The sequence below is a fragment of the Dictyobacter vulcani genome, from assembly GCF_008974265.1.
Lineage (GTDB): Bacteria > Chloroflexota > Ktedonobacteria > Ktedonobacterales > Ktedonobacteraceae > Dictyobacter > Dictyobacter vulcani.
Genome location: NZ_BKZW01000002.1, coordinates 1,234,271 through 1,260,679, shown reverse-complemented (window position 1 = coordinate 1,260,679; position 26,409 = coordinate 1,234,271). Strand labels below are relative to the sequence as shown.

Below are 26,409 nucleotides of genomic sequence, written 5' to 3'. Positions count from 1 at the left end.
GCCGGTACGCTGGGGTGGCGGCGCGGACGTTCACTGGACGAGAGAGACGTCCGCGCGTTTTTATGGTTATAGGGCAAATATGTGCCGCTACTCGCTGGCGCGTTGCATGGTACGCGTGACCCAGAGGATCGAGAGTAGGGCCAGCAGGCCAATCAGCAGGTAGCCCTGGATGACTTCGCTGCTCGCTAGATGACCAATAAAGAGGGCACGAGCCGCGTTGACGGCGTAGGCGAAAGGATTAAAGCTGGCCAGCAAGCGTAAGATTGGTGGTGCCAGCGTCAGGGGTAAGGTGATGCCCGAGAGTAGGAAGAGCGGCAGGCTGAAGGTGTTGAGCAGCGATGAAAGGGCGTTCTCGTCTTTGAGCAACAGCGCCAGGGCATAGGAACAGGAAGAGAGGCAGAGCGCCAGCAGGATTAATAGTCCCAGGGTCAGGACAAGGCCAGCCGGGTTGATGTGTACACCGAGTGGCAATGCTATGTCTATAAGCAATAGAGATTGCAGCAGCAGCACGACGCAATCCCGCAAGAGATAGCCAAGGGATAACGCGAGCCGGTTGAGTGGGGTAACACGCAGGCGCTCGATAAAGCCTGAGCGCAGTTCGGCAACCAGACCAAAGCCGGTGAAGGCGGAGCCGAAAAGCGCCATCATCACCAGGACGCCTGGGGTGAAGACGGTCAGGGCGCCTCCCGTTGGAAAACCAGGTACGCCCGTAACCGACTGGAGTAGCGGCGCAAACAGGAACAGGTAGCATAGCGGCTGAAAGAGTCCGATCATAGCCCAGATCGGATTACGCAGGGTCTGTCCCATGATCCATGAGAACAGGAGCCAGGTGTCACGTATGAGTTTCATCAGCTAACCTTCCTTAGGAGTAAGCTCATAAATACATGTACAAGTAAAAATCTCTACACACAGCAGTCATGACAGCTCAAAGCACGCTGGCTGTACTTTCGCTCAGCGAGCGTCCGGTCTTTTGTAAGAAGACATCATCAAGCGAGGGACGGGTGAGGGCGGCGCTCTGGACAGCGATGTCGGCGTCCTCTAATCGACGCAGCAGGCTTACCAGCGCCTCTTCACCCTGATCCACATACACATATAATGCTGCTTGATCGCTCTTAGTCTCCCGCACACATGCCTGCTCGCGCAATAATTGCTGTGCCGGCTCCAGCGCTCTCTCGGGATGCTCCAGGCGAAATGTCAGCACATCACCGACGATCTGCTGCTTAAGCGCGGTCGGCGTACCCTCGGCTACAATCTTGCCACCATCGATAATCGCCAGCCGATCGCACAGGCTATCCGCCTCTTGCAGATAATGTGTGGTCAGGAACACAGTCGTTCCCAGCGTATGCAGTCGGCGCACTTCATCCCAGAGATAGGCCCGGCTCTGGGGACAAGTCCCAGGCTGGGCTCATCCAGGAACAGGATTTTCGGTCGGTGCACGATGCCCAGGGCCAGATGCAGCCGGCGGTACTGACCACCTGAATAGGTGCGGATCGGCCGATCTACAAAGGCTTCCATGGTGAATTGCTTTATCAGTTCCTGCGCCCGCTGGCGTGCCGACGCGCCACTTGAGCCATAGGCATGAGCTTGAAAGAGCAGATGCGCCCGACCGGTCGCACCATCCCCAATGCCTCTACTCTGTCCAACATAACCAATACGTATGCGCACCTGCGCGGCCTGATTGGCCAGATCAAAACCAGCCACGCTGGCCCGGCCCTGATCTGGCTTGAGTAGCGTCGCCAGAATCCGTACCGTGGTTGATTTGCCAGCACCATTGGGACCCAGGAAGCCAAACATCTCACCTTCAGCCACCTGCAAATGTAAGCCACGCACCGCCTCAACGATATCGCGCCGCACGCGAAAACACTTCCAGACATCCTCAAGATCAATCAATGCCATACTATTTTCCTCTTTCACAATAACATATATACATTCAGTATGTATGTATAATAGGCAAAAAAAAGAGCGAATTTGCTAGCCTTGAGCAATTCCCTGTAAAAAAAGATCCACCGTGTCTTCGGCATAGCTCTGGAGCGAAAAAGCTGTAGGATCAACCAGCCAGAGTGAAGTCATGCCATTAATAATCCCTAACGCGGCAGTCGCCGCCACCTCTGGACGCACATCGGAGCGGATCTCGCCAGCCGTAATGCCCTGCTGGATAAGTCCGGCGAAAAATTGGATGGAAGAGCGATTGCCCGCAATCTTCTCCTGCATACCTTCTGCCAGTTCCGGTGAAACCTCCGTCTTCAATAACGTCAATTCCAGCATGATACGAAAATCAGCGTCCTGCTCAGGATAGGTCAGCCAGCTCAACAAGATCCGGCGTAACGCTTGCAATGGGGTTCCTCCTTGCGTATAGATGGCTTGAAATTGGATCGCCACCCGCTGATAGCATTCACGCACAAGCGTATTAAAAAGATCAGCCTTACTGCCAAAATGCCACTGGATCGCCCCACGCGTGATCCCGGCCCGCCGGGCAATATCTTCAAGCGTGGTAGCAGCATAACCGTGGGTATGAAAACTTTCCAGCGCGGCATCTAGCAAGCGCTTACGTGTAATCGCGGCATCTTCTTTTGTCTTACGCATATCTCTCCCTCACACAATATACATACCACATGTATGTATATTGTGTCAAGCCACAAGGGAGTTATTTGTTCAAAAAAGATGAGATGATCGGGAGGATTGGCTCAGGTTGGAACACAATGTTGTAGTGAGTGGTAGCAGGCAAGATGGCAAGCTGGGAGGGAATCATGTTTTCGCCATTCCAACCAGCGTCCTTCAAGCCACCACCCAGCAGGGCAAAAAACTCGGCGGCATGGACAGGTGAGAAAGAATCAGAATCACCAGCTATAATCAAAGTCGGGGTCTTTAAAGTAGCAACAGAATCAGTCCAATCATAATCCCGACTCATACCTTCTCTCATTCTGGCAACAAAGAGAGCAAAATCTTCTGGCTTTGGCGCGATACTCTTATATGCATCATGCATGGGAGTACCAATGAAACCGTCAGCAGCAAGAGAGGCCATGCCTGTCTGAACGTCTGGATACCAGTCAGTATGTTTGACGGGGATGGAAATAAGCACAAGTTTGTTGATGAGTTCTGGATGGCGAATAGCGGTCTGGAGAGCTACCAGACCACCAAGAGAGTAGCCCAGCACATCAGCTTTTTCGAGTCCGAGATGGTGGATCAGGCCCGCGATATCGTCCGCCATTTGCGCAAAATCGATCGGGCGCTCAGTAAGCGCAGTACGGCCGTGTCCATACAGATCCACACCAATCACCTGACGCTCACCTATCAGCGTGGGAGCAAGAGCAGAGAACATATCAAAGGTGCCAAAGCCGCCGTGCAACATAATTAAAGGATTGCCAGTACCATGGACCTCATAGTAAAGATTGATACCATTTACAGATACATATTTTCCTGCTGGACTATTTGTATTCGTTGCCATGATTAAAATACTCCTCTGGTCGCAGTTATAACAGATCAATTACCTGCTAACTTTCTATTCTATTTGCAAAGGAAAAAGCGGAAGAGTTAATCATAAGAAGCATAAAAAGAGGGGAAAAGACACAACCTATCTGGCGTCTCCCTTCTTGAAGGATACACTGAGGTGTATATAGTAACTATATAACGCAGAAGGAGACGCCGTTGATGAGCTTATGGTCGGGTCGCGATACAGCTGTAAGCCTTATGATCTCGCGTGCCGATCACCGGAGACCCTGGCCTTTAAGCTATACCATTGAACATCCGAAAGACCAAGCTGACTCTTCATCTGGCACAGTTCATCTTCGCTCAACAATTCTTCGGCCAGATAACAGCAACGTCCTAGATGCTCCTGCTTGACAACCCGCTCCATCGGCCAGACAAACCAGCCATATTTCTTTAACTGGCGTAAGGACTGCAGGTCTTCTTTGAATAATTTGTGCAGCTGCTCAAAAACACTCATCTTTCACTTCCTCGCTTTTTCTCGACATTGAGATGTAACCTTGTATTTATGAGCATACCATAAAATATCTATTCCGTGGTATGGATAAAATATCCATATCGAAAAGGGCGAATTCACAATTTCTACAATATCTTGTCAAGCATGAATTTGTCAGACTTTTCCTGGTAACCGAGCGCGCTATCAGACGTATTATACATAGTGTTTTATGACATAAAGCAATTTCATCTCAATGAAACACCAGATATAGTAAAAACTATTATGGCTCTACTTATGCGTCTATAGAAAGGATTCTCAATGAAAAAGGTTGATCAACGCGTTCCAAAAAACCTGGTGATTACCGCTTATTGGCCACGCAGAACAGCTGAAGAAAATAATATCGGCTACGCAGTTCCAGGCAAACATATCTTCTATTACATGCTCATTGCACCATTCCAGAGAAGCCTGGGCTGGTTTGTTGAACCACGTGTACGGCCAGCTCTCTCCCCGGTTGTGCGTGTCTTGATGCTTACGTTACCCATCCTTGCAGTCGCCATTACGTTTAACAGGGGACAAAAACACAAAGGCTTTTACACGCTGGATGATCAGGGCAAACCGCTCTCATTTATAGGATACCAGCCACCCACTGAGACGTTGGAACGTCTCGGAATAGGACGCAAGAAATTTTTGCGGCAACTCAAAAAGCTCGTTTAACCTTCTCAACATCCATCAGGAGCCGCCACCTATCTCAGCACAGAGCATCATAGCAAGAGCAAGATTCGGATAGCCTTCTCAGCAGTTCTCGTCTATACTAGTGCTTGTATTGGAAAAATTCACATGAATATGGACAGAACTTGAGGGCTATACAACGATGAGAACCAGAGATATCGGGATGCTTTTCCTGCTGGCTGTGATGTGGGGCGGCTCTTTTCTTTTTATGCGGGTCGCGGCTCCCGTACTTGGACCGGTAGTGTTGATCGAGCTACGCGTAGGAATCGCGGGCCTGGCACTATTGCTCTACACTAAGGCTATAGGAAGAGCATTGGATCTGCGGGCGCGCTGGAAGCATTATCTGGCAGTAGGTATCATCAATTCTGCGATTCCGTTTACACTGATTGCTACATCTGAACTCTACTTGACGGCCGGGCTGGCGGCGATTCTCAATGCAACCACACCACTGTTCGGCGCAATTGTGGCGGCACTGTGGATTAAAGATCGACTGACACTGAAAAAAATCATCGGACTTATTCTAGGAATTATCGGTGTCGTGGTGCTGGTGGGCTGGAGTCCGCTGCCGCTGACATCGGGAGTACTCCTGGGCATCCTGGCAATGCTGGGCGCTTCAACATTCTATGGATCGGTGGGGTGTATACGAAAGTCTATATGAAAGGGGCCAGTCCGCTGGCGATGACGGCCTGCTGTCAGATGGGGGCCAGCCTGTTCTTGTTGCCGTTGACGGCGCTATTCCCTGCTCAGCATGTGCCGACGCTACCGGTGATTATCTCGGTCGCCTGTCTGGCCCTGGTGTGTACGGCGCTCGCTTATCTGCTCTATTTCCGCTTGATCGAGAATATTGGTCCGACGAATACCCTGACCGTGACCTTTCTGGTGCCTATCTTTAGTATCCTCTGGGGTGCATTACTACTGCACGAGTCGGTAACGCTGAGTACGTTCATTGGCTTCAGCATTATCCTGCTAGGAACCTTCTTTGTGACCGGCCTGCGTTTTCCACTCAAACAGGGTACAGCTAACGATCAATCCACACCAGAAGATAATGCAAAACGGGTACAGCTAGAAGAGCCTTCAAACATAAAATAGCTATGGATATCTATATAAGGAAAGCGTGCCTTAGCACAAATAAAGCGAGTGCTCTGGCAAAGTTACCAGAGCGCTCGCTGGATTATTTATCGGATCATTCGTGAATAATGGCAGGAATTTCCTTGCCTTTGGGGATAAAGCGAATCGATAACGAGTTGACGCAGTGGCGCGTATTCTTCTCGGTTAAACGCTCACCAGTGAAAACGTGTCCCAGATGGCCTCCACAATTAGCGCACAGAATCTCAGTTCTGCGACCATCAGCATCCGTCTCACGACGTACGGCATTGGGATAATTCTCATCGAAAGCTGGCCAGCCACAGCCACTATTGAACTTGCTCTCAGAGGAGAATAGAGGAGCATTACAGCGGCGACAGATGAAGGTGCCGTCCGCGAAAAACTCATCGTACTCATTTCTGAATGGAGCCTCAGTTCCCTTGTGGAGAATTACCCGCTCTTCCTGGGGGTTAGCTTATTCATGTATATCACTTCCTTTACTCTAAAAAAACATCTCGACCTCATGGTAATGTATATAACAATTCACAGTCAAGTTTGTGTTCCCATAAAATACTATTGTGAAATTAACGGTTATCCACAGGGTTAGACTGCTTATACACATGTCTTCAGGAGTTGTGCACAAAGCTTCCACATATTTGGTCGCGAAGTTGTGGATAAACTACTAGCGAGCATACAGGCTGATCAGCTACACTTTTGCATAGAGAATGGTTCTACCTCCTCTCAATTGATCGCTTATTTCCTGATTTTTATCTGGCTATTGTTCTTCTATATACAGAGGGGGATTGCTATGCAAGCACCAGTGATGACATCGGAGATTACACCACCCAGTGCCTTGCGCCATCGGCCGATCGCATGGGAGACTGAGGATATTCGCTTTGTGACGCCCAGAGCTTCGCGCGCGCCGGGTAAACGAGAAGCACATACCACGGGCGGTCCTGCTTCCGTGAAAAAGTTGACGAAGCCGAGCGAGCGCGTACAACCACGGACACATAACTTCCATTGGTCGCTGATTGCTGGCCTGACCATGTTAGGAATGCTGCTGCTGTTCTGGCTGGCGCAACAGGCTATCGCCTGGGGAACCATTACCTATGATGATATGCGCTATGGTCGGCCACGAACCGTGCAGACGGACGCGTTTGTGGGCCACGAAAGCGGCACCACACCCAGCCACTTTATCACGCTTAACGATCATGGGCGCGTCGAAATCATCGAGATGCCCGGCGGCGACGCCTCACACGCCCGCATCTTCCTGGGTCCACAGATCTGGGGTGCGCAAGCCGATCTGGTGCCGATTCATATCAGCTTTGTCCCATCGGCGAGCGGCAGCAAGCTACAAGATATGGATATCTCATTTCAAAATAACCATGTACGCTATCACAACGAAAAAGGAACCTTTGTTCTGTAAAAGTACCGGCAGCGCTGGTCGCTGCAGCCTGTTGGCGTACGCGAAGGCACACGCTGAGCGCGGCTGGATGCGCTTGCCCTCATGTTTGAGGGACATGCCTTACGCGAACTGATCGCAGCGACCAGCCCTACCTTGCAATCGTGTGAGCGCAGCTAGCCGCGATTGAGCGGCGTTCACGATTGTCTTTCAAAGGCGCTGCCGGTACGATGGATTCATTGATCTTCGTAACGGGATTGACAACCTTTTTTATGGCGTGTTATCGTTAAGAGGTTATCACAGTTTTTACGATTTTCAATGAAAAGAATTGGTAGATGAATTCATCTGTACGCTTTTGCGATAATTGCGGAGCCACTAATCGGCTCGATGCCAGATTCTGTTATGCCTGTGGGCAACCTCAAATCTCTTATGCGACTACCAGTACGGTTACCGGGCTCCTGACTTCTTCTTCTGAACTAAAACAGCGTTATCGAATTCTACAAAAACTGGGACAGGGTGGCTTTGGCGCTATCTATCTGGTGGAGGATGAGCTTTTTAATAAAACGCAGCGGGCAGTAAAGGAGATGGGGATGCGGGGACTGGATGTCCAGGAGACCAGAGAGGCGATTGAAGCCTTCCGTAATGAGGCGACGCTGCTGGCGAATCTCTCCCATCCCAATCTGCCACGCATCTATGATCATTTTGAGGAGCATGGACGCTGGTATCTGGTAATGGATTACATTGAGGGCGAGACGCTTGAGAAGCGGCTGGAGAATACTCCAGGCGGCTCGCTACCTCTGAAAGAGGTGGTCGATCTGGGTATCCAGCTCTGTACGGTCCTGGGCTATCTGCATAGCCACCAGCCACCGATCATCTTTCGCGATCTGAAGCCGGATAATGTGATGCTGACGGCGGATGGTCAACTGTATTTGATCGATTTCGGTATCGCCCGCTTCTTTAAACCAGGACAGACCAAAGATACGATGAATCTAGGGACACCCGGCTATGCGGCTCCTGAGCAATATGGCAAAATGCAGACCACGATTCGCTCAGATATCTATAGTCTGGGAGCGACGCTCTATCAATTATGTTCCGGCATCCACCCCGGTCTGACACCATTTCTACATCAGCCACTGGAACTGGACCCGGCAGTACCGGCCAACGTGGCGCTGGAAAACCTGATTATGCAGATGCTGGAGATGAAAGAGCAGCAGCGGCCAAAGGATACCGATATCGTGAAGCAAGAGCTGCAGAGCATCCAGCAGATGCTGCAGAGCGCCAGCATTCGACAACTGGTACAACCTGTTCAGACCAGGATATCGACTACGACTACGAGCCTGCCTGGAACACCACTGAACCTTGAGCCGCGCGTCAGTATCATTGTGGCACAGCAGGGTGGTGGCGATTATACCTCGCTGAGTGAAGCCATACAGCAGGCAGAGCCCGGCACCTTTATCTTTTTACGCGAAGGCATCTATAAAGAGAATATTATCCTGGATAAGCCGATCGAGATCATCGCCAATGGTCCACGTGAGCAGGTGGTGCTTGAGAGCGCCGACACCCATTGCGTGGTCATGCAGACCAGTTCCGCCAGCATCCGTGGCCTGACCATCCGCTGTCCCGTGGGTCCAACGGGCAAGACCTCGCATGCGCTCCGCATTACGGATGGCGAGCTCTATATCGAAAACTGTGATATTACCTCGGCCTCCTCATCCTGCATCGCCATCCTCAACGCCAACACCAATCCCACCATTCGCTACTGCACCATCCACGATGGCGCTGGCCATGGCATCACCATCTCCCACAACGCCCATGCCACGATTGAATACTGCGACATCTTCAACCATAACCGAGCCGGGATACATAGCACGATCGGCGCGGATCCAACCATCCGCCACTGCAACGTGTACAACTGTCAGCGCTATGGCCTCCTGGTTCAGGATCTGGGTCGTGGTACTTTGAGACTGTGATATTCATCATCATGGCTATGCCGCTGTCACGGTCAGCACCCAGAGCAATCCACTCTTCCTGCGCTGCCAGCTACACGACAACCAGAAGTATGGTGTCGAAATCCTGCAGGAAGGTCAGGGCTCCTACCAGGACTGCGAGATATTCGCCAACGGCATCGATAATGTCGCAATTACTACCGGAGTACACCCTATTTCTATCTCTGCCGCATACACGAAGCACAGCAACATGGAGTAATAGTCAACAACAACGGCAAAGGTATCCTTGAATACTGCGACATCTTCGCCAACCAGGCCGCCAATGTCGCCATCGCCAGTGGAGGAGATCCCCACCTCCAACGCAACACCATCAGCAAAGGCCAGGACTACGGTATCATCGTCGCCGACAACGGACGCGGCACCATCGACAACTGTACCCTGCTCGACAATGTCCAGGGCGCACTCTCAATCGAGCCCGGCTGCGCCGTGGATATCAAGAAGAATAATTTCCATTCATAAAATGACCAGTATCCCAATTGGCCTTTATATGGAATACCGGCCGTTTGCTCATGGTTTAGCGGTAAGCTACATCTTTGTTACGCTCGCGTGGGAGCTGGTACCAGATGTCGTTACAGGCATCCATCAACTCCTTGTCGAGGGTTAGCTTGACGGCGGGCAGAGATTGATCGAGTTGCTCGGGTTTGCTTGCTCCGACGATAGCCGAGGTGATCGCGGATTGCTTCAGCACCCAGGCCACAGCTACCTGCGCAATCGGAACATTGCGCTCGTCACAACGGCGCTTGAGATCCTCTACGGCCCGCATCTGTGGCTCCTGCCAGTAGCGATCCCGATAGATCTGGCCAGCATTATTCAGGCTAAAGCGCGTGCCTTGCTCGACGTTCTGACCAGATTGATAGCGACCGGTCAGGACACCACCGGCGAGCGGATTGTAACTGATCACACCAAGCCCCTGATCTTCAACCAGTGGGAACAACTCTGTCTCGATGTGGCGGAACAAGATATTGTAGCGCGGCTGCACGCTATCAAAGCGCGCCAGGCCAAGCTTATCACTGGTCCATAAGGCTTTGGTAAGTAGCCAGGCAGGATAATTGGAGCAGCCAATGTAGCGCACCTTGCCACTATGCACCAGATCATCCAGCGCCCTCAGGGTCTCGTCAATGGGGGTCTCATAATCCGGAAAGTGCATCTGATAAAGATCAATATAGTCGGTCTGCAAGCGGCGCAGGCTATCCTCAACAGCCTGGAAGATGTGTTTGCGTGAGCCGCCCTGATCATTGGGACCACTACCCATCTTGCCAAAGAACTTGGTTGCCAGCACGATCTGCTCACGCCGACCTTTCAACCAGCCACCAATAAACTCTTCCGTTCGACCAGCGGTCTCTAACGTCCCACCCAGCGGATACGCATCGGCAGTATCAAAAAAGGTAACTCCATGCTCAACAGCCTGATCCATAATCGCGCGTGAAGTGGGCTCATCGCACTGATTACCAAAAGTCATAGTACCAAGGCATATTTCAGAAACTTTTAATCCTGTACGCCCTAAACGTTTGAATTTCATCTGTATCCTTTCCCTTGCAAAGTTGACTTCCTCAATACTCATGGTTCAGGAGACATAGTGCCTTTTTGCTTGCATTGCGCCAGGCATACTGAGGTTGCTATTCCCCTAACAGGGTACGAGCTTTTTGGCCTGAAAGCAAGGCCGCAGTTCAGAGAGCACCAACCGTGTACCGGCAGCGCTGGTCGCTGCGACCCCTCGGCGTACGAGCACTGTCCTAGACGTGCTTGCCTTGCTTGCGATGAGGCCGCACCTCATACAATAAAAAGCATTTAAAGATTACAAAGTGTTCAGAAAAATACAGAAGCTGCTCAAGCATGCGCCATATTGATATAATTCGATTGAACTCTTCGGGCATTTCAGGTAAAATACATTCATGGATAAGAAGTCTTAAATGCTTCTACACCTTGCACATTAGTAAAAAAAAGCCAGGCTTGCATTCATAGCTCCACCCCTGTTGCCAAACAAAACAGAGCTATGAGTAACAGACTGGCAGGTAAAGAAAAATGTATCACCGATCTTAGTATATTGTAGTATCGGCTGGAATCGAGTATAACATTGTTCACATCAAAGTCAAGTAGTCCTTATTCCGCCTGCTTCTTCTTCAAGATCCTGCTACATCTCTCTTCACCTGCCATGGATGCGCCAGCGTGAACACCGCTCATATGCGGCTAGCACAGCTCGCACGATTGAATGGAAAGCCATTGAAAAGGATAGAAGAGATGTCTACGAAATCAAAAAAAAGAGAATATAAGAAATACAGTGCCGTACTCACCAGCGATCCTGCCTGGGAGCAGGTTGATGCGTCCAGACAGGATGTACTTGTACGCACCTGCAAAGCGAAGGCACTTGAGCTGTACCTCTTTGTACTTAAACATGCCACCATCGAATATGTGACCGGTCAAGGCATGACCGCTGTATTCTCCTGTCGCTGCCTGCGTGATCTCTCCGGTGCCGAGTGTGGCAGCTACGATTTTATCGCGCGCACCATCTCCATCTTTGGAGCGCTGGGGCTGGCCCAGCACTATCACCGCACGCATTCAGGAACCCAACTACACCTGCCACTGGGTCCATATCAGGCTCCTACCTCCCTGGCCGGTTTGAACAACCTGATGAGCCAGCACCGCCTCAAACTCTGTCAACTGGCCGCTTCAACCCGAAAACGCTATATCTATCACTATGGAGATCCCGACAATAGTAGCTATCCAGCCACCATCCAACAGCTCAAAGACACATGCCAGCAACTCCTCCAGGGACAGCTCACGCGGGAGACGATGCAGCTACTCACCGCCCAGATCAATACCCTGAGCAGTTACGTTCAAGATCCAGCGGCCACAGGTTACCCGCATCGTCCTGAACAGAAGATTTACGCTGATGATGCGAGCCATGGTAGCTCCTACCGTCCAACCCGGGTAACCCATCCGGGCGAGGCACATGCACTAAAAGGCGACCTGGAATGGGCGACTCCGACTGAAAAAGGCGACTCACACCAAACACAAGGTGACCCGGAACGAGTAACTCCGATTGAGAGAGGCGACTCAACCGGGACAAAAGGCGACCTGCCCATTCAAGCACTTATCCAAAAAGGCGACCTGCCCACACAAAAAGGTGACCTGGTTGTGGACAAAGGGCGACCTGAAGTCACAAAAGGTGACCTGAAAAGCCCTTTGAAAACTGAAAAAGGAGACCCGTCAGCAGTTATTGAGCACGAACAGGGTTACTCTGAAGATTTTAAGGCGACCCGGGTAACCCCCGTATCGATTATCGATGATAATAATAAATTATGCTAGCATTAATCATTTTTCAGAGGATACAGATAAATCCAGGCTAGAAGCCAGTTTACACACAAAGCAAACAAGCTTAGAAAGCCTATTTTAAAGGCCATCTAAGCTCAAAAATGCTATTGCCCTAGAATAACTAGGTCAGAGTCTCAACTTTTTTTTCTGGAATTGCGCCAATCCCTCATCTGCTTTCGTCTGTCTTTAGATGAGTGATGCATGTTCAATGCGTCCACTGGAGAGAACCGAGCATATAGGTCTCTGTTATCCTGCTCGGCCAGGCGGACATATGTATTAATCATCTCTAACTGCTCATGTCCAAGCCATCCTTGAAGAACTGTACTAGGAACACCATTTTTAATAGCATTCACAGCAAACCAGTGACGGCAAGTATGAGCACTTACACGTTTATCAGTAATACCAGCAACTTTCTTTAATCTCCTAAAAAGCTCTCCAGCCGCCGCAGGCCTAAAGGGATTGCCAAACACATTAAGAAACACATACTCATCACCAGTTGTTGTACCACCACGCCAATACCGAATATAGGTATCCAGATACTGACGAGCAACTTTACCAAATGAGATTTTACGCTCCTTTGCACCTTTACCACGCACATAGATCATGCCCGTATCCCAATCAATATCAGAAAAGAGCAAACCACATGCTTCAGAAACACGAATGCCAGTTGATAAAAGTAGCCAGAGAAAAGCCCTGTCGCGAGCTGCAAGCGCTTTACGCTCATCCGGAGTTATCGCCTTGCCACTGGCAGCACGATCACATGCTGCATTCAATAAAACTAGCTCCTCCTCTGTAAAAACACGGATTAGTGGCTTATCTGTTTTTGGAGCTGGCACACCTTTCATCGGATTATCACTTATATAGTTATGCTTAACCAACCAGGAAAAAAAAGCTGTGACATCTGTATAGTAAGTGCTTATAGTTCTACTGCTATAAGGTTTCCCCATTCGGCTTGTAGCATTCCGTAAATAGTCTAACCACTCTATGATATCCGCCTCCTCTACTTCATCTATTTTTGTATAGCCAAATTCATCAGAGATGTAACGCCAAAACCATGTGATGACTTGAAGATAATCTTTTTGTGTTGTCTTAGAATGACCAGCAGCATTTTGAGATTTAAGGAAAAGTTCCGAGGCTCTTTCAAAAGATAGCGATTCCCCATTTTGCTGTAGCGGTGTAGAGCTTTGGACGCCCTGGCGACGTTTCGATAATTTCATAATAAAACTCCCTATGCAGAAATCACAGACTTGAGACGCAATGCATCAAGTTCACGATCAATAACCGACCAATCATCAGCAGCGATATCGACGCCATACAAGCGCTTTTCCCGTTCATACTCTGCAGCCGTCAGCATGCCAAACGCAAGCCGTTTCTTGTTCACTTCTTCCACAAAGACCCGGCCTTTTTCCTTATCATAGGTATAGGCTTTGCCAACAAACCAGAGCATTGAGGAAAGCAAATCAACATAGGTTCGACCAGGCACCCGACAGGTATGCGCTAAATGCCCAGGTAATTCATCTAATGGCATCAGCGCGACCGCCGTTCGCAGATTGCCAAGCGCTGCGGCCACACACGCTTTTTGTTTTGCCGTGCGTTTTTGACGCTCGATCAATTCAGAGCGCACTTCACGGAATGGCTCAGGACATAAGTGGTCTAATAACTCACCTCGCTGCACATCAGACAACAGGGTGATTTGATCACTCGCAAACTCACGTAAAAGCTCAATAGGTTGATTCTGCATTGATGCTGTTATGGCATGACCATCATCAGACATTTTTCTTGAGAGCATTTTTTCTATGCTCGACAGCAATATAAAGACCAGCACCCATCGAGAGAAAGTCGCCGGAGCCAGGAGCGCAGCCGCCAGTGCATATATTTCATGCTGCATACCATCAACCTCATTCCAGAGCGCATCATGCAGCAGGATTGATTGTGCCTGTTCAATCACATATAACGGCTTATCATGCGTCACCATCTCAACTCGCAAGGCCTGTTCTGTTTGCTCATCACACACCAGCTGATCATCAGCACTGTACGCCGATTGAATGAGCGCCCAGGCCGCATGGGTTGGATAGCGTGACACGTTAGTCAAAGGTTGCGAGTGATCCACATAGCGTAACCAGTGTTCCGTGGCATACTTCCACATCAAATGGAATTGTTCAATCACTTCATACGCACCATTCAGATCAAAGCGTTGCAAAAACTTGCGCTTAAAACGGAACTCAACACGCCAGACCACAGACTTTTCATCCCACCCTTTTGCAATCCAGATTGGAAAGTACCAGTCTTTTTTGCGTTTCTTGACCTCCGCCAACTTGTTATAAATCTGGCAAGAAATTTGAGAGCCATGCGACCCAAAATCTATGGTCGCAATTTTGCGATGATTGGAGGTGATAAGCGGATCAACAATGCCTTCCTCACGTTGGTGCTGCAATAAGGTTTCAAGCTTTTCAATCTCACCAGGAGACAGACTTTCCGTCAGTTCATTTTCTTCTGGGACCGTTGGACGTTCACGAATACGCACCACGCGAGAAACAAAATCATGATGAGGATCGACCTGGGAGAAGTCCACACCGACCACATCAGCACATAAATGAATTTCAGAGGCTTGCTGATGAAATGTGGCACCGAGCAAACCCGCTAAGACTTCTTCAACCGCCAGAATACACGCCTCAGGACCAATCTTATTCAAGAGGATAGAAGAGAAACGAGCCTGACAAAACACATGCCCCTGTAATGTGCCATAGCCCAGATCAAGTGTAATTTCATCTGTATAGAGCAGCCAGGAGAAGGTACCAGAGCCATGCGAGCGCATATAGAGTGTCCGACCATCACACTCAAGGTCAGTCTGGACAGGTTCATGCGCTTTCTTTGCCTCATTCTGATACGCCTCAAGCAGCTCAATGACATGGTCAGGCAGAGTCGCACCAGTTGGAATATCATGCTCATTCGCAAACTTCCAGTTGACGAGAAACGTATCAGGACCAAAGTGGACAATCTTTTGCTCATCAGTCATGGGCAACCACCTCCTCTCGATAATAGAGATTCAAACCTTGTTCCCACCGCTGAAAACTCTTATCAGGACACTTGACCGCCACACGAGCCACATGTTTTACTTTATGTTCCGCCATCACGTGCAGCGCAGCGACCAGGGCAGAAGACACCACATCAGCACTGATTGAAGCTACATAGGGAAAATCAGAGGTAGGCCAGTAGCGCCAGAGTGCCACATCATACACACCATGTTCTTGCATTCGGACCTCCAGGCAATATGTGAAACCACACCGATCAAAGCAGCAATACAAACACAGAAGCCGTGTAAATAGCACACCACGTGTTACTAGTTTCGTGGTGTGCAGTGCTACCACTGTTGATAGCACTGCTAAAACAGGCACAAATCACCTAGAAGCGAGCGCCGGACTGAATGCGCCGCCATAATTCACGAGCATCAAGCTGATAGTACAAGCGCAAAAAATCGAAGACACTCCCACCTTTTCCCCAGGCATAGCAATACCAGGACATTCCGCCAGGAGTTGTAGGGTGAAACACTTTGAAGGAGCGCCGTCGATCTTCTCCATGGTCATGATGTTCTTCAAATGGACAGTGTCCCATGCGCTGCTGGTTCAGTTCGACATACTGACCAATCAAGGCAATAGGATCTTGCTGCGCACACCAGTCGGTAATCATCGTATAGGGTGAGCTGGGTCGTGAGGTAACAGGTTGTGTCATCGATCTTTTTTTGTTGACGACCCCGTGCGTTATACGTGTCGAGCGAGGTTTCACTACTTCGAGGGTTGGAACTTCGACAGATTCAATATGGCGCAACCATTCCAACATGGTATGAAGTGTCGGAGCCACTGGCTCGATGTATCCATGCTCATCATAGGTCACAAAGGGATAGCGCCGACCCGTGACTTGATGCACACCCAGAGGCAACCGAACTAAAGATCCGTACCCATCTGTATAATCTTGTTTCGGAAAAAACTCCATTCCATCAGGACAATAGGGGCGCAGCCATCCCCGCACAGTCGCAGCTGGGGCAGGCTTTTGAAAGAAGATCCATAAATGGCCCTCTCGACGCGATTGTTCGAGATACGACGTGATACCATCCGCGGCTAAGGTTCGTTGAGTATGAGCCAGGAGCGCCAGGCCGCCCGGTTTATCCGCATCCATCACAGCATACGAACAGGCTTGACGATCATTCAAAACATAGGTTCCGATGGTCTGTTTCCCATCCAGATGAGCGCGCAGGACATCCAGGGTTAACGGACGGCCAACACGCCGATATAAACCGTTGGGAGCCTGAAGAGCATAATCATCGCGACGACCCACAAAGAGAGCGGCAAAGTATGTATACACAGAAGGAGTAATCACCATAGTTCTCTCCTCTCCAAAGATAGGCCGGACACCGTTTCCTGGCGTCCGGCAGAAGGCGTTCCCTATTTGGCGTTATTCTTAGACCATTAACCGTCGGCCTACTGCCAATCCGACACCGCCTGTGTTTGCATTCCCGGCCACTGTTCTTGCTCCTCATAATGAGCTGGATGTGGTCGATCCGCAGGCCAGACCGTGCCCTTGATATGTTGGATTGGTTGTTCAATTTGTTTGATGTCTGTGGGGGGTAATTGCTCAGTATCATGCGCCGCCGTTTGAGAACCAAAGGTCAAATCACCATCACGAGCTTTATCGACAAAGGTTTGCGCACGATCTTCTGCAATCTCTTCATATTGGCCCTGAATAGCGCCTTTTTGCACTCTCTGAGCTTTCAAGAAAGCGGTACGATGCATACGCCGTTCATCTGAGAGCATCGCTTGATTATCCAAATGATCTTGATTGACGCCATGTTCAAAGAAGTGATCCAGGTCAACCAGTGCTATGGCAAGCAAGGAAAGTGGCAGACAGACCGCCAGCGTAAATTCATAGGCGGAATAGAAACCACTTTTCGCGCCCAGGACAGAACCAAGAGAACCAAGCATTCCTGCCATTTCATGCCCAGACAGCACCCACCCAAGATTATTAATAGCGCTGACATAGGTGATACTTAAAGCAACAAACGCCATCATCACCGCACTCAAAATCTTTTTTTTGCTGATAAGTAAGTACGCTTGACGAGCACAAATGTAGATGACCAGGTCAAGGAAGAGGCCACGGAGAAAGGCGACAAAGGTGCCACCATAGACCCACCCGTTCGCGATACTGGACTCAAAAATGAGTCCAGGCACTACGAGCGCACATAAGGCAATTTCAAACCGTTTCCAGAGCAGATGTAAACCAATCGCTAAACGCATAGTCGGTATCCTTTCCAGACCTAACGAGCAGCAGTCTGAGCAGCAGGGAACAACACTTTTTTGATGAAGAAGCGAACGGTAGGAGTTTCTTTTCCACTGTCTTTATCCTTTTTTGTACCAGGAAGGCAGCGACGAATCACAACCTTGATAGGTTGGTCGAGCATGGTTTGATCACGCTTGCAGAGATCTTCAAACTGGGGATTGTCTGCACTCATCTGTAAAGGAATGCGTTCGCCCTCGTCCGTATCCAGGACAATCAGGGAAAAGAAATCATAGGCCTTGCCGGAACCTTTCGCCGTTCCATTCATGCGACGAGCATATTTGACGGTACCTGTTAATTCAAAAGCCATGGGACACCTCTTTCTTTTTTTAAGTGGCCTGAAGAACTGGACCCCAGGCCGGACAAACGAGCATACACACAAACTATCGTGAAGATCGTCGACCTCGTGAGGAGGAACGACCAGTATCATTCGGAAGCACGCCGTTAATTTTATGGCCCTGGCGGAGCAGTTGATCTATCTCGCGTTGAGCTTGTCGCTCATTCTCAACATCCGTCCGCACCAGCTCTTTAGAGCGAGGACTTGACCAGGTCGCCTTACTGCTAAAAATGGAAAGGCCCATCTTACTTACCTTCCTTGCGCCGTTTTGCACAGGCAGAACAAAGCGTTACCAGGTAAGAACCCATCTTGACTTTACGGAGCCGGACGCTCTGGGCAGAACAATACGCGCACTGTGCCATGATCACCCCCACTTAGCGATGCGCAAAGAATGCGAAGAGCTGAGTTACAGGGACTTGGAATTTCACAAAGAACAGAACCGCAAACGCCACAACGGCCAGCAGCAGTAAGGAACGCAATTTCATAGCACGGAAGATCAACGAACACACGACCAGGACACCGAGAACCATAAGCACCTGCACAGGTGACAAAATGAAGGTGGTCATTAGAAACTCCTATCTTGACGTATTCGGTCCCATCCCGCATACTGAAAACATGAGAGATGTTCACTGTCGACACAAAACTAATCTCATACGCTGGACTAGTGGCGGCAACCGCTAGCCAGCACTCCTACAATTGCCAGAAAACCAACAGCATTAATGGCACCACCGATAACATTTCCTACAGAGAAGCAGTAGAAAGCCCCAGCACCAAAGATCAACAGCACCAGCAAAAATGTATTGCGTAGTGCACGATTCTCTCGCAAAAATCACCTCCTATTGTGATATTTATCACTACTCACTCAGCAACTATTAAGATTATAGATTGATCTAGATCAAATGTCAATAGATAACTGTCTAGATCACAAAATTGGTAAAAAAAAGAGGTGATACAAAAATCACCCCTTTTCACAGCTTGCTATTATTTTTTGTTTGTCCAATGAGCAGCCTCATAGTCATAAGAGAGCATGAAGTAACTAGCTACAAAAATGATCTTATTATACATAATGACTGTTTTATCATCCTCAGCGTAGTTAGTTCTCTTGACCTCAAGAACAGGAGCACCTCGAACAATCTTCAATAGCTCTTGTTCTCTGTGATCTGGCAGCCGTGCAATAACATCCTCATGCACGTGCTTAATAACTTTACCATGAGCCTCTTTTATGGCAAGAACTGCATCAAATCTTTCGTCAGATTGCATCTGATGAAGAATATGATCATTGACCAAAGCCACAGGATAAAAATTTTCAGCTAGCCGATAATGTACAGTAGTTGTTCCTTGGCGACGTAAGCGATGAACCACCGAAGACCCAGCAGCAATACCAAAGGTTTTTGCAATCTCTTCAGAAGCTGGCACTAAAGCCGGTTCGTCAATATTTGTTTCAACAGGTGTCAAACCTAAACTTTCAATATACTTATCAAATCTAGGTAAGATGCCAGGAATACGGTTTTTTGGCATATGAACGAAGACGCCCTGGCGACCAAGAGATGATAACAAACCTTCAGACTGCAATTGCTGTATAGCCTTGTTCATAGTCTCTTGAGTCGTGTTGTATTGGGATGCAAACATTCTCAGTGATGGCAGTCTGCCACCAGTTCCGAATTCGCCTGCCACAATGCGCTGACGGATTGCATTAATAATCTCGTCAACTTTGCTAATCTCGGAAGTCATAATCTTAACACTTTCTGATCTAACACAGATGCAATAGTATAGCAACTCTAGAGCAAGCATAAGACAAAAACGATTGCATGTCAACATTGACAATTGATCTAGATCTTTTAATAAAAACAATTGATCTAGATCAATTGACCTAGAATAATCACTGGAATTATTTATTTAACTTCATGCATTTAAAGCAGCCTATCAAGCCTATCTATTCCTAAATAAACCGTTTATTGACCTAGAATAAGTAGTATCTAGCCTATATAATTATCTAACACACAAAGCAAGGCCTGAAGCCGTTTTATACATAGCAACCAAGCGTATAGAAGAGCTGATAATAATAAATTATTATCGAATAATAATTATCTTTCAAACGATACTATTATCGATAAAGAGACGGCTCAGAGGCTGAAGAATTCAACTTCAGAAAGAAAAAGCCAGATCCAGCAGATCCGCAAAGAAGCGGAAGCCCTGGTATTTTTTGTGGAAAAGAATCCACGCAATCTGCCGTCGTATATCAACAAGCTGTCAAAGAATCCCGCGCGACCAGGGCAGCTGTCATTGATTTGCTGGTCCACACCCATCATCCCGACTATCGCGGTAAACCACGTACACCAGGGGCCTGGGTCAACAAGGCATACGAGCGCTATGACTGTCTGGATCCAGTGATCAGTGATGAGATTTTGTTCTGGCTCAATACCCAGGCAAGCTGGGAAGAGATCGATCACGCTCTGAGGCTGGAGGCAGAACAGCGCTCACAGCCACCTGCGTCTGCCTCCAACGACACATCTGACAAACAATCTGCCAGGAGTACAGGCTGTACGACTATTACACCGCTGGACGCCGAGAAGGACTGGATGAATGAGGCAGAGGCGCGTGCTCTGGCTCAACAGGTTGTGCAAGATGCGGCAGAGCGCGGCTATACCATCACCAGCGAAGTCACGACAGAGTACGCGGGCTGGATAGTTCGCATCAAATGGGAAGGCAATAATCTGCCAATCAAGAGTCCAGTTCACTGGCGTAGAGAGCTGGCTGAAATTTGCGGCATGCTGCAAGCACGGCTACGCATTCCAGCCTGAACGAAAAGAAAGGATTTTTTTCATGGAACATATTGTTAATATTATTCGCGCACACCAAAACTCGCGAGAATTTCTCGCCATGCAACAACCAGATAATGATCCACGCCGCTGGATGACTAGCGAGGAGCCAGCTGATGAGGATGCGCACGGGGGCGAAGCCCCCATGGCCGAACCGGAGCCTGGAACCGAGTTTGAGCGCAGCTCGGCCAACTACGGGCGTCCCATGGCGAAGTCAGCCTTTGAGCTGCCCAGCGCTCAAACGAGTATCGTCAAAGAGCCAGCAGAGCCATCCTGTACCCGGTGTAGTGGACGCCGCTATTTCCGCATGGAAGTTGAAATTAGCCATCCACTGTTTGGCAAAGCGGTCGCGTGTACCTGCATGCAAGCCATCAAGGAAGAGCATCATCGCCAGTATCTGCGCCAGTTGTCAAATCTGGATACGCTGGAGGAATTCCGCTACAAGTCACTGAACACCTTTAACGGCTTTCTACCCGGCACACGCCAGGCTTTTCAGCAAGCCGCCAGCTATGCCTGCAATCCAGAGGGATGGTTGATCTTTATCGGTCCGAATGGTTGTGGCAAAACCCATCTGGCCGTCGCCATCGCCCGTCATCGCCTGGAAGCCAGAGATACCGTGCTCTTCGCGGTCGTCCCCGACCTGCTGGACTACCTGCGCGCCACCTATGCCCCCAAAGCCGAGATCCAGTATGATATCCTCTTCCAACGCATGCGCCAGGCCCAATTCCTGGTCCTGGACGATCTGGGGACCGAGCAGCATTCACCATGGGCCAACGAGAAACTCTTCCAGCTACTCAACCATCGCTATAATGCCCACCTCGCCACAGTCATCACCACCAACCTGATCGGCCTCGAAGGCATCGAGCCGCGCCTGCGCTCACGCATGAGCGACACCCGCCTCGTACAGCGCATCGACATGATAGATGCCCCGGATTATCGCCTCCATCCGAATAACGTGTAGAAATCCAAAAAGAGCAAGATCCGATAAGTTTTTCAGCTCAACATCGCGTATACTATTTCCAGGCAGTAGAACATTTGTCTCATAAAGAGTTAGTATTAAGTAGGAGGAAACAATGCACACACAACTGAACCCATACCTGAGTTTTAAAGACAACACTCGCGAGGCCATGGAATTTTATAAATCGATCTTTGGTGGTAAGCTTGAGATGAACACATTCAAAGAATACAACGCATCTCAGGATCCAAGCGAAGACAACAAAATCATGCATTCGATGCTGCAAGCCGAAAACGGCATTACATTTATGGCATCCGACACGCCAGACCGCATGGAATATAAAACCGGCACAAACTTTAGTATGTCTCTTAGTGGGGACAACGAAGCAGAATTAACAAACTATTTCAAGCAGCTTTCGGCTGGTGCCAACATAACAATGCCGCTTGAGAAAGCCATCTGGGGTGATACATTCGGCATGCTCACCGACAAATTTGGCATAAACTGGGTCGTCAACATTACGGCTCCAAAAGCGTAAACAAGGATGTGCCCCATCGTAGCGGCAGCGATTGCCGCTGCGACCTCTCGACGTGCGAGCCAGCAACCCCATCGTAGCGGCAGCGATTGCCGCTGCTCTATGACTTTGCCTGTAATCATCCAAAAATCTTTGAATATCTTATTACTTCTGTTATGATTATATATATATTTTTAAAAATATCTACCTCAAATCAAAGCATTAACACTCCAGAAGACATGCAGCGCTTTTTTTCGGGACAGCATAAGAACTTAAGAAAAGAAGAACGTAAGATATTTTTTGCAAACACATTTTGCTACTTTAAAATTTTTACTTGAGGATGTTTTGGTGTTTTATTTATGGTAGAATGCTAGTTGAATTGTGTAGAATAAAATGATGAGCTTAAAATGGGGTAATATAATATGAGTATAGAGCCATTCTCAATTAAAGTACCAGAGTCGGTGCTGGATGATTTGAGGCAGCGGCTGGCGTTGACGCGCTGGCCCGATGAGATTACAGACAGTAGCTGGGATTATGGGACGAATCTGGCGTATTTACAACAGTTGGTGGCGTACTGGCAGGATGGCTTTGATTGGCGGGCACAGGAACAGTTGCTGAATTCTTTTCCCCAATTTAAGGTTGATGTCGATGGCGTGGGACTGCATTTTATCCATGCAAAGGGACAGGGGCCAGATCCGGTACCACTGATCATCTCGCATGGCTGGCCGGGCTCGTTTTTTGAGCTGCATAAGATTATTGGACCTTTGACGGATCCAGCCAGCCATGGCGGCGATCCACAGGATTCCTTTGATGTGGTGGTGCCTTCGCTACCTGGCTATGGCTTCTCGGATCGCTCTGATAGGCCGGGGATGGATGTCAGGAGGATCGCGGAACTGTTTATGCAGTTGATGACACGGGAACTGGGCTATAAGCGCTTTGGGGCCCAGGGCGGCGATTGGGGCAGCTCGATCTCGTTACGGCTCGGTGAGTTATATCCTGATAATTTGATTGGTGTCCATGTCAATATGCTACCACTCAGGCAGGAAATTGGTGATGGAGAGCCTTCCGAAGACGAGCAGCGCTGGCGTGAGCAACTGCAGCGTTTCCAGAAAGATGGTTCAGGCTATAGCCATATCCAGGGCACACGGCCGCAAACGCTGGCCTATGGGCTCAATGATTCTCCAGTTGGCCTGGCAGGCTGGATCATTGAGAAGTTTCGCGCCTGGAGCGATTGCCATGAGAACCTGGAGTGTGTCTTCAATAAGGATGAGCTGTTGACCAACATCATGATCTACTGGATCACCCAGACCATTAATTCCTCAATGCGGCTCTACTATGAGACTGCACATGCGGATGGCACTACAGCTGGCAAGGTCGAGGTACCAGTCGGGGTCGCGCTCTTCCCACGCGAGATCACGCTGCCACCACACAATCTGGCAACCCGCCAGTATAACATTCAGCGCTGGGCAAGCATGGGCGCAGGCGGCCATTTCGCTGCCATGGAGCAGCCAGCCGCCTTAGTCCATGAGATTCGTACCTTCTTCCGCCAGATCAGGCACTGATTGCGCTCTAGGTCACGATCGGAGCGTCGGTCGAGTATTTCTCGTAAAGGCGCTCGGTCACGATGGCTTTGAGGCGAATGACGGTCTGATAGATGTCCCGATAGGTGGTGTAGAGCGGCGTAATGCCCAGGCGAATATTGTCGGGTGCCCGGAAGTCTGGCAGGACCTGCATGTCGTTGATCAAGGCCAGATCAATACGCAGTCCTTCTGGATGTCCCAGGGAGACGTGCGAGCCGCGCAGGTGGTCTTCAGCAGGCGTCTTCAGGGTAAAGCCATGGGGCGCCAGCTCACTCTGCCAGAGCTGGATCAGGTAATCGCTCTGCTGCAAGGATTTAGCGCGCAGGTTGTCGATACCTGCTTCGAGCAATAATTCAACCCCGGGCTCAATCAGGGCCAGCGACATCATTGGTGGCGTCCCGGTCAGAAATCGACGCAGGCCGGCTGCGGGCTGATATTCCAGGGCAAAATCAAACAGATTATGCTGCCCCATCCAGCCACTAAGCGGGTTGAGCAGCTTCTCTTGCAGGTCACGACGCACATAGAGAAAGGCCGGCGCACCCGGTCCACCATTAAGATATTTATAGGTACACCCAATAGCCAGATCCGCGTTAGCGGCATGCAGATCTACCGGGACTGCGCCAACCGAGTGGCTAAGGTCCCAGAGCACCAGGCTACCAACGGCATGCGCGGCCGCAGTCAAACTCGCCATATCATAGAGATAGCCGCTCTTAAAGACGGTATGGGAGAGCGTGAGCAGGGCCGTCTGCTCGCTTAAACTCTCCTGAAGAGCGTCCACAGGACCATATATCCCATCAGCAGAAGGTACCATTTCAAGCTGATGCTGCTTGTCCAGCATTTCGATGGCACCCTGCAGGATATAGAGGTCCGAGGGAAATTCAGGTCGTCAGTCATGATATGCGAGCGGCCAGCCTGGAAGCGCAGGGCGGCCATGACCAGCTTAAAGAGATTAATCGAGGTAGACTCGGCCACGATTACTTCATCCTCATGCGCACCAATCAGCCGCGCAATCTTCGCGCCGATACGCTCAGGAGCTGTAAACCAGCCCTCATTCCAGCTGCGGATCAGGCGTGTTCCCCACTGTTGCTGCACCAGCTGCGTGGCCAGTTTAGCCGAAGCCACAGGCAAGCGTCCCAGCGAATTCCCATCCATGTAGATCAGCTCATCATCGGTGATCATAAAACGCTTGCGAAATTGTCCCAGCACATCCTGGGCATCCAGCCTATCAGCATAGGCCAGATCGGTCGAAATAGTCATAGATACTCACTCTTTCTATTGACAGTAGCAGGCCTGGAGCGGCTTGCGACTCTATGCAGTACTAGAGTTGCGAGCGCATCGCCCACAGATCCGGGAAAAAAGGCTTGAGCGTCGTCGCCAGATAAGCCGCGCCAGGAGATCCACCAGTACCGATCTTTACCCCGATTGTGCGCTCCACCATCTTCACATGTCGATAGCGCCACTCCTGTAGACCTTCATCAATATCGACCAGATTCTCACATACATTACTAACCGACGGATCCTGGCGATAGACATCGATCAATAAAGCCTGGATCTCAGCTGAAGGTTGAATGGATTGCGTCACATCGCGATTCAACTGCTCCTGTGAAACATTATAGCCATTCAAAGATAAATAATGCAGGAAAGCATCCCAGACCGTTGGCTGTTGATAGCGCTCTAGCAGCCGCTGATGGGCCTCTGGATCATCGGTGCAATGTTCTATCACCTTTGCACGCTTATAGCCAAAGGCAAACTCGATTTCGCGAAACTGGACCGATTGAAAACCACTGGCGGTCTCTAAAAATCTGCGAAACGAGTTGAATTCCAGTGGCGTCAGTGTCTCTAAAACATCAATTTGTGCCACCACCGTTTTTAGTATAGCCAGAATACGACGCGTCGTATGTGAGGCCCGGGCCGCTTCATTTTGATAGAGCAACTGCTGCATATATGTAATCTCATGGAGGAGTTCTTTAAACCAGAGTTCATACACTTGATGAATAATAATAAAGAGCAACTCATCATGCTCTGGTCCATGAGGTCCTACACTCTTCGGGGCCTGCAAACGCAAAAGCTCATCGACGCGCAAATAACTGGAATAATTCAAAGCTTTAGACATCGTAGTCCTATTCTTTCTATTTATAAACACAAAACCGGTCTGCATACATTTTATAATATGCTTCGATTATAGCGGTAACTACAACCACGCTTCGTCAGACATTTGTTATCAGATGATAACTAACTATTGCGTATTTGTCTAACCTTTTTTAGCCAATTTTTCCGAATATGCACCCGATTTGACTCTAGCTTACGTCATTACATTAAGTCAGGCAAAAACAAACTGCATTTTACTTATCATTTGATAATTTTTTGACTCTGTTTTATAGTGTGATAAGCAATCATGCTGTGTTTTTAAGTGAAGGATTTAATCAAT

Annotated in this window: 33 protein-coding genes; 12 read left to right on the top strand and 21 right to left on the bottom strand. The window is 49.4% G+C overall.

The window, feature by feature from the left end; all coding sequences use genetic code 11:
- Nucleotides 1–87: 87 nt before the first annotated feature.
- From KDW_RS22780 to KDW_RS22760, 6 genes are all read right to left on the bottom strand, one after another.
- Complete coding sequence (locus KDW_RS22780; protein ID WP_151758228.1) at nt 88–849, bottom strand: ABC transporter permease; 762 nt, start codon at nt 847–849, stop codon at nt 88–90.
- Nucleotides 850–925: 76 nt separating this feature from the next.
- Nucleotides 926–1,327: an ATP-binding protein DrrA1-3 family domain-containing protein gene (locus KDW_RS33085; RefSeq protein ID WP_198925438.1), complete on the bottom strand. Its 402-nt coding sequence runs from the start codon at nt 1,325–1,327 to the stop codon at nt 926–928.
- Entirely contained in the window at nt 1,318–1,896 is a 579-nt protein-coding gene (locus KDW_RS33080) for an ATP-binding cassette domain-containing protein (RefSeq protein ID WP_198925436.1), read from the bottom strand. The genes KDW_RS33085 and KDW_RS33080 overlap by 10 nt, the downstream gene beginning before the upstream one ends.
- 75 nt (nt 1,897–1,971) lie before the next feature.
- Complete coding sequence (locus KDW_RS22770; RefSeq protein ID WP_151758227.1) at nt 1,972–2,583, bottom strand: TetR family transcriptional regulator; 612 nt, start codon at nt 2,581–2,583, stop codon at nt 1,972–1,974.
- 61 nt (nt 2,584–2,644) lie between these two features.
- Nucleotides 2,645–3,445, bottom strand: a complete 801-nt coding sequence (locus KDW_RS22765; protein WP_151758226.1) for an alpha/beta fold hydrolase — start codon at nt 3,443–3,445, stop codon at nt 2,645–2,647.
- A 240-nt stretch (nt 3,446–3,685) separates the two neighbouring features.
- Nucleotides 3,686–3,943: a hypothetical protein gene (locus tag KDW_RS22760; protein WP_151758225.1), complete on the bottom strand. Its 258-nt coding sequence runs from the start codon at nt 3,941–3,943 to the stop codon at nt 3,686–3,688.
- Between the two features lie 294 nt (nt 3,944–4,237).
- Between KDW_RS22760 and KDW_RS22755 the strand changes: the two genes are divergently transcribed.
- The 3 genes from KDW_RS22755 (at nt 4,238) to KDW_RS33070 (ending at nt 5,737) form a co-directional block, all read left to right on the top strand.
- The gene (locus KDW_RS22755; RefSeq protein ID WP_151758224.1) at nt 4,238–4,633 is read left to right on the top strand and encodes a hypothetical protein; all 396 of its coding nucleotides are present in this window, start codon (nt 4,238–4,240) and stop codon (nt 4,631–4,633) included.
- 157 nt (nt 4,634–4,790) lie between these two features.
- Entirely contained in the window at nt 4,791–5,306 is a 516-nt protein-coding gene (locus KDW_RS33075) for an EamA family transporter (protein ID WP_198925434.1), read from the top strand.
- Entirely contained in the window at nt 5,285–5,737 is a 453-nt protein-coding gene (locus KDW_RS33070) for a DMT family transporter (RefSeq protein WP_198925432.1), read from the top strand. The genes KDW_RS33075 and KDW_RS33070 overlap by 22 nt, the downstream gene beginning before the upstream one ends.
- Before the next feature lie 94 nt (nt 5,738–5,831).
- Here the strand turns inward: KDW_RS33070 and KDW_RS22745 are convergent, their stop codons facing one another.
- Nucleotides 5,832–6,182 carry a methionine-R-sulfoxide reductase gene (locus KDW_RS22745; RefSeq protein WP_151758511.1) on the bottom strand — a complete coding sequence of 117 codons (351 nt, stop codon included), beginning with the start codon at nt 6,180–6,182 and terminating at the stop codon, nt 5,832–5,834.
- A 357-nt stretch (nt 6,183–6,539) separates the two neighbouring features.
- On the opposite strand from KDW_RS22745, the gene KDW_RS22740 reads away from it, so the two are divergent.
- The 4 genes from KDW_RS22740 (at nt 6,540) to KDW_RS36090 (ending at nt 9,598) form a co-directional block, all read left to right on the top strand.
- Nucleotides 6,540–7,157, top strand: coding sequence for a hypothetical protein (locus KDW_RS22740; RefSeq protein WP_151758223.1), 618 nt, complete (start codon nt 6,540–6,542; stop codon nt 7,155–7,157).
- 311 nt (nt 7,158–7,468) lie between these two features.
- On the top strand, nt 7,469–9,103 hold the full coding sequence (locus KDW_RS22735; RefSeq protein WP_151758222.1) for a protein kinase domain-containing protein: 1,635 nt from the start codon (nt 7,469–7,471) through the stop codon (nt 9,101–9,103).
- A 1-nt stretch (nt 9,104) separates the two neighbouring features.
- Entirely contained in the window at nt 9,105–9,338 is a 234-nt protein-coding gene (locus KDW_RS36095; RefSeq protein ID WP_371876268.1) for a right-handed parallel beta-helix repeat-containing protein, read from the top strand.
- Nucleotides 9,311–9,598, top strand: coding sequence for a right-handed parallel beta-helix repeat-containing protein (locus tag KDW_RS36090; RefSeq protein ID WP_151758510.1), 288 nt, complete (start codon nt 9,311–9,313; stop codon nt 9,596–9,598). Before KDW_RS36095 ends, KDW_RS36090 begins: the two co-directional genes overlap by 28 nt.
- A 55-nt stretch (nt 9,599–9,653) precedes the next feature.
- Here KDW_RS36090 and KDW_RS22725 read toward each other — a convergent pair whose 3' ends face one another.
- The gene (locus KDW_RS22725) at nt 9,654–10,658 is read right to left on the bottom strand and encodes an aldo/keto reductase (RefSeq protein WP_151758221.1); all 1,005 of its coding nucleotides are present in this window, start codon (nt 10,656–10,658) and stop codon (nt 9,654–9,656) included.
- A 719-nt stretch (nt 10,659–11,377) separates the two neighbouring features.
- Here KDW_RS22725 and KDW_RS22720 point away from each other — a divergent pair.
- Nucleotides 11,378–12,445, top strand: coding sequence for a hypothetical protein (locus KDW_RS22720; RefSeq protein WP_151758220.1), 1,068 nt, complete (start codon nt 11,378–11,380; stop codon nt 12,443–12,445).
- Nucleotides 12,446–12,585: 140 nt separating this feature from the next.
- On the opposite strand, the gene KDW_RS22715 is transcribed toward KDW_RS22720, so the two are convergent.
- From KDW_RS22715 to KDW_RS22675, 10 genes are all read right to left on the bottom strand, one after another.
- Nucleotides 12,586–13,668: a tyrosine-type recombinase/integrase gene (locus KDW_RS22715; protein ID WP_151758219.1), complete on the bottom strand. Its 1,083-nt coding sequence runs from the start codon at nt 13,666–13,668 to the stop codon at nt 12,586–12,588.
- 11 nt (nt 13,669–13,679) lie between these two features.
- On the bottom strand, nt 13,680–15,467 hold the full coding sequence (locus KDW_RS22710; RefSeq protein WP_151758218.1) for a hypothetical protein: 1,788 nt from the start codon (nt 15,465–15,467) through the stop codon (nt 13,680–13,682).
- The gene (locus tag KDW_RS22705; protein WP_151758217.1) at nt 15,460–15,705 is read right to left on the bottom strand and encodes a hypothetical protein; all 246 of its coding nucleotides are present in this window, start codon (nt 15,703–15,705) and stop codon (nt 15,460–15,462) included. Before KDW_RS22705 ends, KDW_RS22710 begins: the two co-directional genes overlap by 8 nt.
- Nucleotides 15,706–15,853: 148 nt before the next feature.
- The gene (locus KDW_RS22700) at nt 15,854–16,828 is read right to left on the bottom strand and encodes a TOTE conflict system archaeo-eukaryotic primase domain-containing protein (protein ID WP_151758216.1); all 975 of its coding nucleotides are present in this window, start codon (nt 16,826–16,828) and stop codon (nt 15,854–15,856) included.
- A gap of 98 nt (nt 16,829–16,926) precedes the next feature.
- Nucleotides 16,927–17,739, bottom strand: coding sequence for a hypothetical protein (locus tag KDW_RS22695; protein WP_151758215.1), 813 nt, complete (start codon nt 17,737–17,739; stop codon nt 16,927–16,929).
- Nucleotides 17,740–17,759: 20 nt separating this feature from the next.
- Nucleotides 17,760–18,089: a hypothetical protein gene (locus KDW_RS22690; RefSeq protein WP_151758214.1), complete on the bottom strand. Its 330-nt coding sequence runs from the start codon at nt 18,087–18,089 to the stop codon at nt 17,760–17,762.
- A 73-nt stretch (nt 18,090–18,162) separates the two neighbouring features.
- Nucleotides 18,163–18,360, bottom strand: a complete 198-nt coding sequence (locus KDW_RS22685; RefSeq protein WP_151758213.1) for a hypothetical protein — start codon at nt 18,358–18,360, stop codon at nt 18,163–18,165.
- 130 nt (nt 18,361–18,490) lie between these two features.
- Nucleotides 18,491–18,682 (bottom strand): hypothetical protein, encoded by a 192-nt coding sequence (locus KDW_RS22680; protein ID WP_151758212.1) that lies wholly within the window; start codon nt 18,680–18,682, stop codon nt 18,491–18,493.
- A 95-nt stretch (nt 18,683–18,777) separates the two neighbouring features.
- Nucleotides 18,778–18,942: a hypothetical protein gene (locus KDW_RS31950; RefSeq protein WP_162005523.1), complete on the bottom strand. Its 165-nt coding sequence runs from the start codon at nt 18,940–18,942 to the stop codon at nt 18,778–18,780.
- 155 nt (nt 18,943–19,097) lie between these two features.
- Complete coding sequence (locus tag KDW_RS22675) at nt 19,098–19,847, bottom strand: GntR family transcriptional regulator (protein ID WP_162005522.1); 750 nt, start codon at nt 19,845–19,847, stop codon at nt 19,098–19,100.
- Between the two features lie 557 nt (nt 19,848–20,404).
- On the opposite strand from KDW_RS22675, the gene KDW_RS22670 reads away from it, so the two are divergent.
- The 4 genes from KDW_RS22670 to KDW_RS22655 all read left to right on the top strand — a co-directional run bounded on the left by KDW_RS22670 (nt 20,405) and on the right by KDW_RS22655 (nt 23,963).
- Nucleotides 20,405–20,917 carry a hypothetical protein gene (locus KDW_RS22670; RefSeq protein WP_151758210.1) on the top strand — a complete coding sequence of 171 codons (513 nt, stop codon included), beginning with the start codon at nt 20,405–20,407 and terminating at the stop codon, nt 20,915–20,917.
- 22 nt (nt 20,918–20,939) lie between these two features.
- Nucleotides 20,940–21,896 (top strand): ATP-binding protein, encoded by a 957-nt coding sequence (locus tag KDW_RS22665; RefSeq protein ID WP_151758209.1) that lies wholly within the window; start codon nt 20,940–20,942, stop codon nt 21,894–21,896.
- A 112-nt stretch (nt 21,897–22,008) separates the two neighbouring features.
- Nucleotides 22,009–22,425 (top strand): VOC family protein, encoded by a 417-nt coding sequence (locus tag KDW_RS22660; RefSeq protein ID WP_151758208.1) that lies wholly within the window; start codon nt 22,009–22,011, stop codon nt 22,423–22,425.
- Nucleotides 22,426–22,823: 398 nt separating this feature from the next.
- On the top strand, nt 22,824–23,963 hold the full coding sequence (locus tag KDW_RS22655) for an epoxide hydrolase family protein (protein ID WP_151758207.1): 1,140 nt from the start codon (nt 22,824–22,826) through the stop codon (nt 23,961–23,963).
- Nucleotides 23,964–23,970: 7 nt separating this feature from the next.
- On the opposite strand, the gene KDW_RS33065 is transcribed toward KDW_RS22655, so the two are convergent.
- The 3 genes from KDW_RS33065 to KDW_RS22645 all read right to left on the bottom strand — a co-directional run bounded on the left by KDW_RS33065 (nt 23,971) and on the right by KDW_RS22645 (nt 26,094).
- Nucleotides 23,971–24,759: an aminotransferase class V-fold PLP-dependent enzyme gene (locus KDW_RS33065; protein WP_198925430.1), complete on the bottom strand. Its 789-nt coding sequence runs from the start codon at nt 24,757–24,759 to the stop codon at nt 23,971–23,973.
- Complete coding sequence (locus KDW_RS33060) at nt 24,735–25,238, bottom strand: hypothetical protein (RefSeq protein ID WP_198925428.1); 504 nt, start codon at nt 25,236–25,238, stop codon at nt 24,735–24,737. The genes KDW_RS33065 and KDW_RS33060 overlap by 25 nt, the downstream gene beginning before the upstream one ends.
- 61 nt (nt 25,239–25,299) lie before the next feature.
- Entirely contained in the window at nt 25,300–26,094 is a 795-nt protein-coding gene (locus KDW_RS22645) for a tryptophan 2,3-dioxygenase (protein ID WP_151758206.1), read from the bottom strand.
- Nucleotides 26,095–26,409: the final 315 nt, after the last annotated feature.

Bases quoted from the DNA above. Each gene is read 5' to 3' on its own strand.
- KDW_RS22690 (WP_151758214.1), bottom strand. From the start codon at position 18,089: ATGGCTTTTGAATTAACAGGTACCGTCAAATATGCTCGTCGCATGAAT.
- KDW_RS22720 (WP_151758220.1), top strand. From the start codon at position 11,378: ATGTCTACGAAATCAAAAAAAAGAGAATATAAGAAATACAGTGCCGTA.
- KDW_RS22780 (WP_151758228.1), bottom strand. From the start codon at position 849: ATGAAACTCATACGTGACACCTGGCTCCTGTTCTCATGGATCATGGGA.
- KDW_RS22680 (WP_151758212.1), bottom strand. From the start codon at position 18,682: ATGACCACCTTCATTTTGTCACCTGTGCAGGTGCTTATGGTTCTCGGT.
- KDW_RS22740 (WP_151758223.1), top strand. From the start codon at position 6,540: ATGCAAGCACCAGTGATGACATCGGAGATTACACCACCCAGTGCCTTG.
- KDW_RS22735 (WP_151758222.1), top strand. From the start codon at position 7,469: ATGAATTCATCTGTACGCTTTTGCGATAATTGCGGAGCCACTAATCGG.
- KDW_RS22710 (WP_151758218.1), bottom strand. From the start codon at position 15,467: ATGACTGATGAGCAAAAGATTGTCCACTTTGGTCCTGATACGTTTCTC.
- KDW_RS33075 (WP_198925434.1), top strand. From the start codon at position 4,791: ATGAGAACCAGAGATATCGGGATGCTTTTCCTGCTGGCTGTGATGTGG.
- KDW_RS22725 (WP_151758221.1), bottom strand. From the start codon at position 10,658: ATGAAATTCAAACGTTTAGGGCGTACAGGATTAAAAGTTTCTGAAATA.
- KDW_RS22705 (WP_151758217.1), bottom strand. From the start codon at position 15,705: ATGCAAGAACATGGTGTGTATGATGTGGCACTCTGGCGCTACTGGCCT.
- KDW_RS22760 (WP_151758225.1), bottom strand. From the start codon at position 3,943: ATGAGTGTTTTTGAGCAGCTGCACAAATTATTCAAAGAAGACCTGCAG.
- KDW_RS22700 (WP_151758216.1), bottom strand. From the start codon at position 16,828: ATGGTGATTACTCCTTCTGTGTATACATACTTTGCCGCTCTCTTTGTG.
- KDW_RS22655 (WP_151758207.1), top strand. From the start codon at position 22,824: ATGAGTATAGAGCCATTCTCAATTAAAGTACCAGAGTCGGTGCTGGAT.
- KDW_RS22755 (WP_151758224.1), top strand. From the start codon at position 4,238: ATGAAAAAGGTTGATCAACGCGTTCCAAAAAACCTGGTGATTACCGCT.
- KDW_RS22665 (WP_151758209.1), top strand. From the start codon at position 20,940: ATGGAACATATTGTTAATATTATTCGCGCACACCAAAACTCGCGAGAA.
- KDW_RS22695 (WP_151758215.1), bottom strand. From the start codon at position 17,739: ATGCGTTTAGCGATTGGTTTACATCTGCTCTGGAAACGGTTTGAAATT.
- KDW_RS22715 (WP_151758219.1), bottom strand. From the start codon at position 13,668: ATGAAATTATCGAAACGTCGCCAGGGCGTCCAAAGCTCTACACCGCTA.
- KDW_RS22770 (WP_151758227.1), bottom strand. From the start codon at position 2,583: ATGCGTAAGACAAAAGAAGATGCCGCGATTACACGTAAGCGCTTGCTA.
- KDW_RS22645 (WP_151758206.1), bottom strand. From the start codon at position 26,094: ATGTCTAAAGCTTTGAATTATTCCAGTTATTTGCGCGTCGATGAGCTT.
- KDW_RS22765 (WP_151758226.1), bottom strand. From the start codon at position 3,445: ATGGCAACGAATACAAATAGTCCAGCAGGAAAATATGTATCTGTAAAT.
- KDW_RS22660 (WP_151758208.1), top strand. From the start codon at position 22,009: ATGCACACACAACTGAACCCATACCTGAGTTTTAAAGACAACACTCGC.
- KDW_RS33080 (WP_198925436.1), bottom strand. From the start codon at position 1,896: ATGGCATTGATTGATCTTGAGGATGTCTGGAAGTGTTTTCGCGTGCGG.
- KDW_RS33060 (WP_198925428.1), bottom strand. From the start codon at position 25,238: ATGACTATTTCGACCGATCTGGCCTATGCTGATAGGCTGGATGCCCAG.
- KDW_RS22675 (WP_162005522.1), bottom strand. From the start codon at position 19,847: ATGACTTCCGAGATTAGCAAAGTTGACGAGATTATTAATGCAATCCGT.
- KDW_RS22685 (WP_151758213.1), bottom strand. From the start codon at position 18,360: ATGGGCCTTTCCATTTTTAGCAGTAAGGCGACCTGGTCAAGTCCTCGC.